This window comes from Pseudomonas rhizophila, from assembly GCF_003033885.1.
Classification (GTDB): domain Bacteria; phylum Pseudomonadota; class Gammaproteobacteria; order Pseudomonadales; family Pseudomonadaceae; genus Aquipseudomonas; species Aquipseudomonas rhizophila.
Map to the genome: position 1 here is coordinate 5,193,187 of NZ_CP024081.1, position 11,891 is coordinate 5,205,077.

General features: G+C 55.2%; 11 protein-coding genes, 4 tRNA genes and 1 rRNA gene. All 16 read right to left on the reverse strand.

Annotation, left to right across the window (positions count from 1 at the left end):
- Nucleotides 1–4 precede the first annotated feature (4 nt).
- Nucleotides 5–4,078, reverse strand: a complete 4,074-nt coding sequence (gene rpoB / locus CRX69_RS24100) for a DNA-directed RNA polymerase subunit beta (protein ID WP_047230483.1) — start codon at nucleotides 4,076–4,078, stop codon at nucleotides 5–7.
- Between the two features lie 220 nt (nucleotides 4,079–4,298).
- On the reverse strand, nucleotides 4,299–4,664 hold the full coding sequence (gene rplL / locus CRX69_RS24105) for a 50S ribosomal protein L7/L12 (RefSeq protein WP_027617682.1): 366 nt from the start codon (nucleotides 4,662–4,664) through the stop codon (nucleotides 4,299–4,301).
- 78 nt (nucleotides 4,665–4,742) lie between these two features.
- Nucleotides 4,743–5,243 (reverse strand): 50S ribosomal protein L10, encoded by a 501-nt coding sequence (gene rplJ, locus CRX69_RS24110; protein WP_047230484.1) that lies wholly within the window; start codon nucleotides 5,241–5,243, stop codon nucleotides 4,743–4,745.
- Between the two features lie 198 nt (nucleotides 5,244–5,441).
- The gene (gene rplA, locus CRX69_RS24115; protein ID WP_003186095.1) at nucleotides 5,442–6,137 is read right to left on the reverse strand and encodes a 50S ribosomal protein L1; all 696 of its coding nucleotides are present in this window, start codon (nucleotides 6,135–6,137) and stop codon (nucleotides 5,442–5,444) included.
- On the reverse strand, nucleotides 6,137–6,568 hold the full coding sequence (gene rplK, locus CRX69_RS24120) for a 50S ribosomal protein L11 (RefSeq protein ID WP_003176435.1): 432 nt from the start codon (nucleotides 6,566–6,568) through the stop codon (nucleotides 6,137–6,139). Before rplK ends, rplA begins: the two co-directional genes overlap by 1 nt.
- A 117-nt stretch (nucleotides 6,569–6,685) precedes the next feature.
- A complete protein-coding gene (nusG, locus tag CRX69_RS24125) occupies nucleotides 6,686–7,219 on the reverse strand; it encodes a transcription termination/antitermination protein NusG (protein ID WP_003186097.1) in 534 nt (177 codons plus the stop codon).
- 9 nt (nucleotides 7,220–7,228) lie between these two features.
- On the reverse strand, nucleotides 7,229–7,597 hold the full coding sequence (secE, locus tag CRX69_RS24130; protein WP_003186101.1) for a preprotein translocase subunit SecE: 369 nt from the start codon (nucleotides 7,595–7,597) through the stop codon (nucleotides 7,229–7,231).
- A gap of 45 nt (nucleotides 7,598–7,642) precedes the next feature.
- A tRNA-Trp gene (locus CRX69_RS24135) sits at nucleotides 7,643–7,718 on the reverse strand.
- Between the two features lie 53 nt (nucleotides 7,719–7,771).
- Entirely contained in the window at nucleotides 7,772–8,965 is a 1,194-nt protein-coding gene (tuf, locus tag CRX69_RS24140; protein WP_107322989.1) for an elongation factor Tu, read from the reverse strand.
- An 84-nt stretch (nucleotides 8,966–9,049) separates the two neighbouring features.
- A tRNA-Thr gene (locus tag CRX69_RS24145) sits at nucleotides 9,050–9,125 on the reverse strand.
- Nucleotides 9,126–9,151: 26 nt separating this feature from the next.
- A tRNA-Gly gene (locus CRX69_RS24150) sits at nucleotides 9,152–9,225 on the reverse strand.
- Nucleotides 9,226–9,249: 24 nt separating this feature from the next.
- Nucleotides 9,250–9,334: transfer RNA gene (locus tag CRX69_RS24155), tRNA-Tyr, on the reverse strand.
- 142 nt (nucleotides 9,335–9,476) lie between these two features.
- A complete protein-coding gene (locus CRX69_RS24160) occupies nucleotides 9,477–9,929 on the reverse strand; it encodes a hypothetical protein (protein ID WP_107322990.1) in 453 nt (150 codons plus the stop codon).
- Between the two features lie 7 nt (nucleotides 9,930–9,936).
- Nucleotides 9,937–10,686 carry a pantothenate kinase gene (locus CRX69_RS24165; RefSeq protein ID WP_047230553.1) on the reverse strand — a complete coding sequence of 250 codons (750 nt, stop codon included), beginning with the start codon at nucleotides 10,684–10,686 and terminating at the stop codon, nucleotides 9,937–9,939.
- Entirely contained in the window at nucleotides 10,676–11,632 is a 957-nt protein-coding gene (gene birA, locus CRX69_RS24170; RefSeq protein ID WP_047230554.1) for a bifunctional biotin--[acetyl-CoA-carboxylase] ligase/biotin operon repressor BirA, read from the reverse strand. The genes CRX69_RS24165 and birA overlap by 11 nt, the downstream gene beginning before the upstream one ends.
- A 132-nt stretch (nucleotides 11,633–11,764) precedes the next feature.
- Nucleotides 11,765–11,880 (reverse strand): 5S ribosomal RNA (rrf, locus tag CRX69_RS24175).
- Between the last annotated feature and the right edge of the window lie 11 nt (nucleotides 11,881–11,891).

Below are 11,891 nucleotides of genomic sequence, written 5' to 3' on the forward strand. Positions count from 1 at the left end.
CGTGTTATTCGGTTTCCAGATCGATATCGATGCCGAGGGAACGAATTTCCTTGATCAACACGTTGAAAGACTCGGGCATGCCCGGCTCCATACGGTGATCGCCGTCCACGATGTTTTTGTACATCTTGGTCCGGCCGTTCACATCGTCCGACTTCACTGTGAGCATTTCTTGCAGAGTGTATGCGGCACCGTACGCTTCCAGTGCCCAGACCTCCATCTCCCCGAAACGCTGACCACCGAACTGCGCCTTACCACCCAGCGGCTGCTGGGTAACCAGGCTGTAAGAACCGGTAGAACGAGCGTGCATCTTGTCGTCTACCAAGTGGTTCAGCTTCAGCATGTACATGTAGCCAACGGTAACCGGGCGCTCGAACTTGTTGCCGGTACGGCCGTCGAACAGCTGCATCTGGCCGCTTTCCGGCAGGTCTGCCAGTTTCAGCATGGCCTTGATTTCGCTTTCCTTGGCACCGTCGAACACCGGAGTTGCCATTGGAACGCCGCCGCGCAGGTTCTTCGCCAGATCCAGGATTTCCTGGTCGGAGAAGGTATCCAGCTCTTCGTTGCGTCCGCCGATCTCGTTGTAGATCTCGTGCAGGAACTTACGCAGGTCAGCAACCTTGCGCTGCTCTTCGATCATACGGTTGATCTTCTCGCCCAAGCCCTTGGCCGCGAGGCCCAGGTGGGTTTCAAGGATCTGACCAACGTTCATACGCGAAGGTACGCCCAGCGGGTTGAGGACGACGTCGACCGGGGTGCCATTGGCATCGTGCGGCATGTCTTCAACCGGCATGATCACGGAGACCACACCCTTGTTACCGTGACGACCGGCCATCTTGTCGCCCGGCTGGATGCGACGACGGATTGCCAGGTAAACCTTGACGATTTTCAGCACGCCTGGAGCCAGGTCATCGCCTTGCTGCAGTTTGCGCTTCTTGTCTTCGAACTTGTCGTCCAGCAGACGGCGGCGATCAACGATATAGGCCTGGGCCTTCTCGAGCTGCTCGTTCAGAGCATCTTCAGCCATGCGCAGTTTGAACCACTGACCATGCTCAAGACCGTCGAGAACTTCGTCGGTGATTTCCTGACCTTTCTTCAGACCGGCGCCGCCTTCGGCTTTGTGGCCGACCAGAGCGGAGCGCAGACGCTCGAAAGTTGCGCCTTCAACGATACGGAACTCTTCGTTCAGGTCCTTGCGGATCTCGTCGAGTTGAGTCTTCTCGATAGACAGTGCACGAGCGTCACGCTCTACACCGTCGCGGGTGAAGACTTGTACGTCGATGACGGTACCCTTGGTGCCGGTAGGCACACGCAGGGAGGTGTCTTTAACGTCGCTGGCTTTTTCACCGAAGATGGCACGCAGCAGTTTTTCTTCCGGAGTCAGTTGAGTCTCGCCTTTCGGAGTGACCTTACCAACCAGGATGTCGCCTGCGCCTACTTCAGCACCTACGTAAACGATACCGGCTTCGTCCAGCTTGTTCAGTGCAGCTTCACCCACGTTAGGGATGTCCGCAGTGATTTCCTCTGGGCCAAGCTTGGTGTCACGAGCCACACAGGTCAGTTCCTGAATGTGAATCGTGGTAAAGCGATCTTCCTGAACAACACGCTCGGACAGGCAGATGGAGTCTTCGAAGTTGAAGCCGTTCCATGCCATGAACGCGATGCGCATGTTCTGGCCCAGTGCCAGTTCACCCATATCGGTGGACGGGCCGTCGGCCATGATGTCGCTACGCTGAACCCGATCACCCTTGCTCACCAGCGGACGCTGGTTGATGCAGGTGTTCTGGTTGGAGCGGGTGTATTTGGTCAGGTTGTAGATGTCGACACCAGCTTCGCCAGTTTCAACTTCGTCATCGGCAACACGAACCACGATACGGCTGGCGTCGACGGAATCGATCACGCCACCACGACGAGCCACGACGCAAACGCCGGAGTCACGGGCAACGTTACGTTCCATGCCGGTACCTACCAGCGGCTTGTCGGCACGCAGGGTCGGTACAGCTTGACGCTGCATGTTCGAGCCCATCAACGCACGGTTGGCGTCGTCGTGCTCGAGGAACGGAATCAACGACGCTGCCACCGAAACAACCTGCTTGGGCGAAACGTCCATCAAGGTGACGTCTTCTGGCGCCTTGACGGTGAACTCGTTCAGGTGACGAACAGCTACCAGTTCGTCGATCAACTGACCTTTTTCGTTCATGGTCGCCGAAGCCTGAGCGATCACGTGATCGGCCTCTTCGATTGCGGACAGGAACACGATCTCGTCGGTCACCAGACCTTCTTTCACCACACGGTACGGGCTCTCGAGGAAGCCATACTGGTTGGTGCGAGCATAGGCTGCCAGCGAGTTGATCAGACCGATGTTCGGACCTTCCGGCGTTTCAATCGGGCATACACGACCGTAATGAGTCGGGTGTACGTCACGAACTTCGAAGCCTGCGCGCTCACGGGTCAAACCGCCCGGGCCGAGTGCAGATACACGACGCTTGTGGGTAATCTCCGACAGCGGGTTGTTCTGGTCCATGAACTGAGACAGCTGGCTCGAACCGAAGAACTCCTTCACCGCAGCAGCCACTGGCTTGGCGTTGATCAGATCCTGCGGCATCAGGCCTTCGCTTTCAGCCATCGACAGACGTTCCTTGACCGCGCGCTCTACACGCACCAGGCCAACACGGAACTGGTTCTCGGCCATCTCGCCTACGCAGCGGACACGACGGTTACCCAGGTGGTCGATGTCATCGACGATGCCTTTGCCGTTACGGATGTCGACCAGGGTCTTGAGCACCGCAACGATGTCGTCCTTGTTCAGCACGCCCGAACCTTCGATTTCGGTACGACCGATACGACGGTTGAACTTCATCCGGCCGACCGCAGACAGGTCATAGCGCTCAGGACTGAAGAACAGGTTGTTGAACAGGGTCTCGGCTGCGTCTTTGGTTGGCGGCTCGCCAGGACGCATCATGCGATAGATCTCGACCAGGGCTTCCAACTGGTTGCCGGTGGAGTCGATCTTCAGCGTGTCAGAGATGAACGGACCGCAGTCGATATCGTTGGTGTACAGAGTTTCAATGCGAACAACCTGGGCCTTGGCGATTTTTGCCAGGATCTCGGTGTTCAGCTCGGTGTTGCACTCTGCCAGGATTTCGCCGGTAGCTGGATGCACGATGACCTTGGCCGTGGTGCGACCCAGAACGTAGTCGATCGGCACCTGCAGCTCTTTGATCCCGGCTTTTTCCAGCTGGTTGATGTGGCGAGCGGTGATACGACGACCCTGCTCGACAATAACCTTTCCTTTGTCGTCCTGAATATCGAGGACAGCGATTTCACCGCGCAGGCGCTGAGGCACCAGTTCCAGGCTGAGATTCTCACCCTGCACATGGAAAACGTTGGTGGTGTAGAACGCGTCCAGCACTTCCTCAGTGGTATAGCCGAGCGCGCGCAGCAGTACCGATGCAGGCAGCTTGCGGCGACGGTCGATACGCACGAATACGCAGTCTTTCGGGTCGAACTCAAAGTCCAGCCACGAACCGCGGTAAGGAATGATGCGCGCGGAATAAAGCAGTTTGCCGGAGCTGTGCGTCTTGCCACGGTCGTGGTCGAAGAACACGCCCGGAGAACGGTGCAGCTGGGAAACGATTACACGCTCGGTACCGTTGATTACGAAGGTACCGTTCTCAGTCATCAGGGGGATTTCACCCATGTAGACTTCTTGCTCTTTGATGTCCTTGATCGCTTTGTTCGACGATTCTTTGTCGAAAATGATCAGGCGCACTTTTACCCGCAAAGGTACGGCGTAAGTCACACCGCGCAATACGCATTCTTTGACATCAAATGCCGGTTCGCCCAGGCGATAACCGACGTACTCCAGCGCAGCATTGCCGGAGTAGCTGATGATCGGGAAAACGGATTTGAAGGCCGCATGCAGGCCCACGTCGCGGAACTGATCTTTAGTCGCTCCCGCTTGCAAGAATTCACGATACGAATCCAGCTGGATGGCCAGGAGGTACGGCACATCCATGACGTCCGGCAACTTGCTAAAGTCCTTGCGGATACGTTTTTTCTCAGTATATGAGTAAGCCATCAGCGTTCCCCAGCTTGGTCACCTGCTTGTTTGGCCCCTCCCGACGGGAGCAGCCAGAAAATCGTGCAAACCCCATGGTTTGCGCCACCACATCGGGTGGATACAGCGCGCTATAAGCACCGACCCAGTCGGCTGCCAATAACGGAAAAAGGCCGGTGGCAAAAGCCACCAGCCATCAGCCTGTCGCTTAACGCTCGGGCTGGAGACGCAAAGTCGATGCTTACTTCAGCTCGACTTTAGCGCCTGCTTCTTCCAGAGCGGCCTTGGCTTTGTCAGCTGCGTCTTTGGCAACAGCTTCCAGAACCATGGCAGGAGCGCCGTCAACTACAGCCTTGGCTTCTTTCAGGCCCAGACCGGTCAGTTCACGTACTGCCTTGATCACGTTTACTTTCTTCTCGCCAGCTTCGGTCAGCATGACGTTGAATTCGGTTTGCTCTTCAACAACGGCGGCAGCAGCAGCTGGACCAGCGGAAGCAGCGGCAGCGGAAACGCCGAATTTCTCTTCGAAAGCTTTGATCAGCTCAACAACCTGCAGAACCGACATTTCAGCTACGGCGTTGAGGATATCGTCTTGGGAGATAGACATTACTGTATTTCCTGAATTGGGGGACGGCCTACGCGGCCATCGAAATAAACAAAAAAGCGCGAGAGGAAGTGCTCAGCCTTAGGCTGCGGCAGCTTCTTTTTGCTCGCGAACTGCAGCCAGAGTACGAGCCAGCTTGCTGGTAGCGCCTTGAATCACGCTCATCAGCTGCGAAATGGCTTCGTCGCGGGTCGGCAGTGTTGCCAGTACATCGATCTGATTAGCTGCGAGGAACTTGCCCTCGAACGCAGCTGCCTTGATCTCGAACTTGTCCTGACCCTTGGCGAATTCCTTGAACAAACGGGCAGCAGCGCCTGGATGATCTTTGGAGAACGCGATCAGGGTCGGGCCGGTGAACACGTCGTTGAGAACACTGTATTCAGTGTCAGCAACTGCGCGCTTGAGCAGGGTGTTACGTACGACACGTACGTAAACACCAGCTTCACGGGCCTCTTTACGGAGTCCGGTCATTGCGCCTACTGTTACGCCACGGGCATCAGCCACGACAGCGGACAGAGCGACTTTGGCAGCCTCGTTGACTTCAGCGACGATGGCCTTCTTGTCTTCGAGATTAATTGCCACGGGTTTAACTCCTGCTTGTTACCGTTTCATTCGGTCGAAACCGAATGTCGTTTTGGTGTCTGATTCGGTAAGGAACCGGGAGCACCATCTGCGTAGGCTTGTGGTTTAAGACTTGCGTCGCCTACGGTCTTGGACAGCCCCCGCCAGGCAGGGACCCCAATTTTTCGATTGGCGCAATCGCTTGCGCCAATCTGAGTCTTACGCGTCGAGCGAGCTCTGATCGATGACCAGACCTGGGCCCATAGTGGTGCTCAGGGTAACGCGCTTGACGTAGATGCCTTTCGAAGAAGCTGGCTTGATACGCTTCAGATCAGCGATCAGGGCTTCTACGTTTTCCTTCAACTTGACGGCGTCGAAGCCAATCTTGCCAACGGAGGTGTGAATGATGCCGTTCTTGTCGGTGCGATAACGAACCTGACCAGCCTTGGCGTTTTTAACCGCGGTAGCTACGTCTGGCGTTACGGTGCCGACTTTAGGGTTAGGCATCAGACCACGTGGACCGAGGATCTGACCCAACTGACCCACAACGCGCATGGCATCCGGGGATGCGATAACTACGTCATAGTTCAGGTCGCCGCCTTTCATTTCAGCAGCCAGATCGTCCATGCCTACGCGGTCAGCACCAGCAGCCAGAGCAGCTTCAGCTGCTGGGCCCTGGGTGAAAACAGCTACACGAACGGTCTTGCCAGTGCCGTGTGGCAGCACGGTAGCGCTACGAACGACCTGGTCGGATTTACGCGGGTCAACACCCAGGTTTACAGCAACGTCGAACGACTCGCTGAACTTGACAGTCGACAGCTCGGCCAGCAGAGCGGCGGCGTCTACAAAGTTGTAGGCCTTGCCTGCTTCGATTTTGCCGGCGATAGCCTTTTGACGCTTGGTCAGCTTAGCCATTACACACCCTCCACGTTAAGGCCCATGCTACGAGCAGAACCGGCGATAGTACGCACGGCTGCATCCATATCAGCTGCAGTCAGATCCGCGTTTTTGGTTTTCGCGATTTCTTCCAGCTGGGCACGGGTAACGGTGCCAACCTTAACGGTGTTTGGACGAGCGGAACCGCTGGTCAAACCTGCAGCCTTCTTCAGCAGAACCGAAGCAGGGGTGCTTTTAGTTTCGAAGGTGAAGCTACGGTCGCTGTAGACAGTGATGATCACTGGAGTTGGCAGACCTGGCTCAAGACCCTGAGTACGGGCGTTGAAGGCCTTGCAGAATTCCATGATGTTCACGCCGTGCTGACCCAGGGCAGGACCAACAGGTGGGCTTGGGTTAGCCTGAGCGGCCTTCACTTGCAGCTTGATGTAAGCGGTAATTTTCTTGGCCATGAGGCACTCCAATTACGGGTTCTAGCGCCTCGAAAGGCTCCCCGGTTACTTGCGCGTTTATCCCAGTGACGACAAAACCCCACAGCCTAGGGCTGCGGGGTTGGGATGCCTGTTCAATCAGACCTTTTCGACCTGACTGAACTCTAGCTCTACCGGAGTAGAGCGACCGAAAATGAGCACTGCCACTTGGATCCGGCTCTTTTCGTAGTTAACTTCTTCAACCGTGCCATTAAAGTCAGCGAATGGGCCGTCAGTGACCCGAACAACTTCACCTGGCTCAAACAGTGTTTTTGGCTTCGGCTTATCGCTACCATCAGCGACGCGACGCAGAATCGCTTCTGCCTCTTTATCTGTAATCGGCGCAGGCTTGTCAGCGGTACCGCCAATGAAGCCCATCACCCGAGGGGTATCCTTGACCAAGTGCCAAGTCCCTTCGTTCATATCCATCTGTACCAGCACGTAGCCTGGAAAGAACTTGCGTTCACTTTTGCGCTTCTGGCCATTACGCATCTCAACCACTTCTTCAGTGGGGACCAGAATCTCGCCAAAGCCATCTTCCATGCCAGCCAGCTTTACGCGCTCTACCAGCGAGCGCATGACATGCTTCTCGTAACCCGAGTAAGCATGCACAACGTACCAACGCTTAGCCACGGGACACCCTTAGCCAACAATCAAGGAAACAAGCCAGCCGAGCAGGGAATCGAGCCCCCACAACAGCAACGCCATTACCAGAACAACAGCCACAACGATCAACGTGGTCTGCGTGGTTTCTTGGCGAGTCGGCCATACGACTTTACGAATCTCGGTGCGAGCTTCCTTAGCGAGTACAAAGAAAGACTTGCCCTTAGCCGTTTGCAGCCCCACAAAGGCAGCAACAGCGGCAATGGCAAGCAATGCAAGTACACGGTACAGGATCGGCGAAGCAGAGTAATACTGATTGCCAACAACGCCAACAACCACCAAAGCGACTACCACTAGCCACTTGAGCAGATCGAAGCGAGAGCCTTGAGCTTCAGCTTTAGGAGTCATCTATGAAGATCCTGTGAAAAGAAAGCCAGACACACCAAGTGAATCTGGCAGGTCAGGAGGGAATCGAACCCCCAACCTACGGTTTTGGAGACCGTCGCTCTGCCAATTGAGCTACTGACCTAAAACAAAATCAGGCCGACCATTATGCCGGCCCGAAAAAGACATTACAACTGTTTACTCGATGACTTTGGCTACGACACCAGCGCCGACGGTACGGCCGCCTTCACGGATAGCGAAACGCAGACCGTCTTCCATCGCGATGGTCTTGATCAGAGTGACAGTCATCTGGATGTTGTCACCTGGCATTACCATTTCAACGCCTTCTGGCAGCTCGCAGTTACCGGTCACGTCAGTTGTACGGAAGTAGAACTGTGGACGGTAGCCTTTGAAGAACGGAGTATGACGGCCGCCTTCTTCCTTGCTCAGAACGTAAACTTCTGCAGTGAACTTGGTGTGCGGCTTGACGGTGCCRGGCTTGACCAGAACCTGGCCACGCTCAACGTCGTCACGCTTGGTGCCGCGCAGCAGTACGCCGCAGTTCTCGCCAGCACGACCTTCGTCGAGCAGCTTGCGGAACATTTCAACGCCYGTGCAGGTAGTTTTCTGAGTGTCGCGCAGACCGACYATCTCAACTTCTTCCTGGATGCGGACGATGCCACGCTCAACACGACCAGTCACAACAGTACCGCGACCGGAGATCGAGAATACGTCTTCGATTGGCATCAGGAACGGCTTGTCGATAGCACGCTCTGGCTCTGGGATGTAGCTGTCCAGAGTTTCCACCAGCTTCTTGACAGCYGTGGTGCCCATTTCGTTGTCGTCRTGGCCGTTCAGAGCCATCAGAGCCGAACCGATGATGATTGGAGTGTCATCACCTGGGAAGTCGTAAGTGCTCAGCAGATCGCGCACTTCCATCTCAACCAGTTCCAGCAGCTCAGCGTCGTCAACCATGTCAGCCTTGTTCAGGAAGACAACGATGTACGGAACGCCTACCTGACGGGACAGCAGGATGTGCTCACGGGTTTGTGGCATCGGACCATCAGCGGCCGAGCAAACCAYGATCGCGCCYTCCATCTGGGCAGCACCAGTGATCATGTTTTTTACGTAGTCGGCGTGACCTGGGCAGTCAACGTGTGCGTAGTGACGCACGGCCGAATCGTATTCAACGTGAGCGGTGTTGATGGTGATACCGCGAGCTTTCTCTTCCGGGGCGCTGTCGATCTTGTCGAAGTCAACCTTGGCCGAACCGAAAACTTCGGAGCAGACACGGGTCAGAGCAGCGGTCAGCGTGGTTTTACCGTGGTCGACGTGACCAATGGTACCAACGTTGACGTGCGGCTTATTACGTTCGAACTTTTCCTTAGCCATCGAAATCACCCCTAGGAGAAGAATTTAGCAAGTCACACAAACCATTAAAACAAAGGCAGATATTTTCATATCTGCCTTGTTATATGGAGCTCTTGAGCGGATTTGAACCGCTGACCTCACCCTTACCAAGGGTGTGCTCTACCAACTGAGCTACAAGAGCGAAACACTATGCACAACCTGCAAACTTGGAGCGGGTAGCGGGAATCGAACCCGCATCATCAGCTTGGAAGGCTGAGGTTCTACCACTAAACTATACCCGCGGAGCTTGCAGCTCACGCTAAAACTGGTGGAGGGGGAAGGATTCGAACCTTCGAAGTCGTAGACGTCAGATTTACAGTCTGATCCCTTTGGCCGCTCGGGAACCCCTCCTAAGCGAGCCGGCATTCTATATCATGCCAGCCTTCTGTCAAGCATTTTCTCATAAAAAACCTGAGGTTAGCTGCGTTGACGCCGCTTCGTGGCGCTAGCCATTAAAGGCCTTCGCTGCGAAGCGGGCGCCATTCTATGCAAACTACCCTGCGGGTGCAACCCCCTCACAGGGCATTATTTTATGTTTTAACTCATTGAATTCTTTAGAAAGGTTTTGAAGCAGCGTTTCATTCACCTTCATCGCGCTATCTGGCGAAATCAGAACCCAAAATCCTTCTCCCTCAGGCAGATTCGGTGAGCCCTGCGCAATGGAGCGAGCCGCGATCCCGGATGCCACGAGCCGCTGCTCCAGCTGGCGCGCCATTTCAATCCGGGTGAAGCCACCAAGATAAACACATGCGCCTCGGCCAGCAGACTTGCCTGAATCCCGCCTTACAAGCGCATCTGCCGTTTCGCTCAAGAGATGAATATCCTGCTGCGAGCCCCGGTACAAACTCAACGGAGTCACATCTTTTGCCCGAAGCGGAGCCTCCTGTTGATGCCAGACGTAATAAAAGACATTCAAAACCACCAACAGCAGAAAAAGCCACCGCATAGGAACCTCAAGACAAAGGACAGGCCATCGCCAAACCAACAAAAACCAGATCAGGCACTACCTTGGCATCAGGCACAACACCGGATACCAAATTGGCATCTCCTCCCGTGAGAAATACTACGAAGTCGTTCCCCCAATATTCTTTAGCCAGTTCAAGCTGAGTCAGGACAAATCCTCTGAGCATGAGCATGCAACCGCGCTCCACCGCCTCTACAGTCTCGCGACCAGGGGCGAGGCTCTCGTGAGCCCGCTCGGCAGCCGTATCGTCATAGCGAATCCGTCGGGTATGAGTGCGCAACTGATTACGCATCAAAGGCATACCAGGACAAATGAACCCCCCTAGATGCTCACCGTCCGCAGCCACGAAATCCGCTGTAACGGCCGTACCGAAATCGAGCACCAGGCAGGCTCCCGAAGCAAGATGGAAGCCCCCAAGCAAAGCCAACCATCGATCGAGCCCTAGCCGCTCGTAATCGTTGTAACCGTTCTTAACACCGGCCAACTCCCGAACAGGCACAGCGCGTGAGACAGACACTCCAAAAACATCAATTAGTAGAGCAACCAACGAATCCGTCTCTTGCGGAGTCCTCACGCTAACGAGACGGCATTTCTTGAGCTTAAATTTATCGGCGTCACTCAAGCTTGCCAGCAGGGCACTATCGGTACCAACCACCCCTCCTTCGATCGGTGTTACGCCGTCGAAGTCAAGGACACGCCACTTGATAAAGCTATTGCCGCAATCGAGCTCAAGAATCATCACGCAACCTCAAACTGAGCTCACCACCGCTAAAGATTTTTTCCACGCCATCTACCTTCAAACGCAGCGCGCCCTGACGATCAATGCCCATCACAACCCCGTCAACCTGGTTGATACCGGCAATCAGGGAAACATTCCGCCCCTGCCACAGATGGTATCGCTCCCATTCCTCCTGGATCGCGGAGAAACCCGACACCTGGTGGAGCCTGAGGTAATGCTGAAACTTCGCGGCCAACCGTCCAACCAGCTCGTTTCGATCAAAATCCCTGCCCGCCTCAAGGCACATGGACGTCCATTGCTGGTCGACCTCATCGGTCGACCGCATATTCACATTAATCCCTACGCCGAGAACAACGTGGCAAACGTCTGCTGGATCCCCCACCAATTCAAGCAAGATGCCCGCGATTTTCTTATCACCTACCAGGACATCGTTAGGCCACTTCAGCCCAGCCCCCGCGATCCCCATATCATGCAAGGCGTGCATAACTGCAAGCCCCACAACCAGGCTGAGCCCCTCAATTTGGCGCATGCCACCATCAATTCGCAGCACCAGACTGTGGTAAAGATTGTCGGCAAACGGACTCACCCACTTGCGACCACGACGACCACGACCGGCTGTCTGTCGCTCGGCCAAAATCATAAATGGCGCGCCCATTCCACGCTCTATGGCGCGAAGCGCTTCAGCGTTGGTCGAATCAATGGAGTCAAATATATGGATGGGCCACTCACAGGACTCTTTGGCGCTAATCTCAGCCGAGTCCAAAAGCAGCAGCGGCTTAGCCAGCTGATAACCTCTACCTCGAACCTTATGAACAGATAGCCCTAACTCCGCCTCCAGGTGCTGCAACTGCTTCCATACAGCACTACGACTGATACCCAGCGCAGTACCCAGCGCCTGACCCGAGTGGAAGCGGCCATCTTTCAGAAGTTTAAGCAACGTGAGCATGCAAACTGCACCTGATAATGAGGCCCGCATGATAGCGATGCGCAAGACCGTTGCATAGAAACACAAATGGTCTTTCCTGCGGGCAAAACAAAACCCCTACCTGCGTCAGCAGATAGGGGTTTCGGAATTTAATCTTGACGATGACCTACTCTCACATGGGGAAACCCCACACTACCATCGGCGATGCATCGTTTCACTACTGAGTTCGGGATGGGATCAGGTGGTTCCAATGCTCTATGGTCGTCAAGAAATTCGGTAG

Coding starts and splice junctions, on each gene's coding strand:
- secE (WP_003186101.1), bottom strand. CDS start 7,597: ATGACTCCTAAAGCTGAAGCTCAAGGCTCTCGCTTCGATCTGCTCAAG.
- rplK (WP_003176435.1), bottom strand. CDS start 6,568: ATGGCCAAGAAAATTACCGCTTACATCAAGCTGCAAGTGAAGGCCGCT.
- rplL (WP_027617682.1), bottom strand. CDS start 4,664: ATGTCTATCTCCCAAGACGATATCCTCAACGCCGTAGCTGAAATGTCG.
- rpoB (WP_047230483.1), bottom strand. CDS start 4,078: ATGGCTTACTCATATACTGAGAAAAAACGTATCCGCAAGGACTTTAGC.
- birA (WP_047230554.1), bottom strand. CDS start 11,632: ATGCTCACGTTGCTTAAACTTCTGAAAGATGGCCGCTTCCACTCGGGT.
- CRX69_RS24160 (WP_107322990.1), bottom strand. CDS start 9,929: ATGCGGTGGCTTTTTCTGCTGTTGGTGGTTTTGAATGTCTTTTATTAC.
- CRX69_RS24165 (WP_047230553.1), bottom strand. CDS start 10,686: ATGATTCTTGAGCTCGATTGCGGCAATAGCTTTATCAAGTGGCGTGTC.
- rplA (WP_003186095.1), bottom strand. CDS start 6,137: ATGGCTAAGCTGACCAAGCGTCAAAAGGCTATCGCCGGCAAAATCGAA.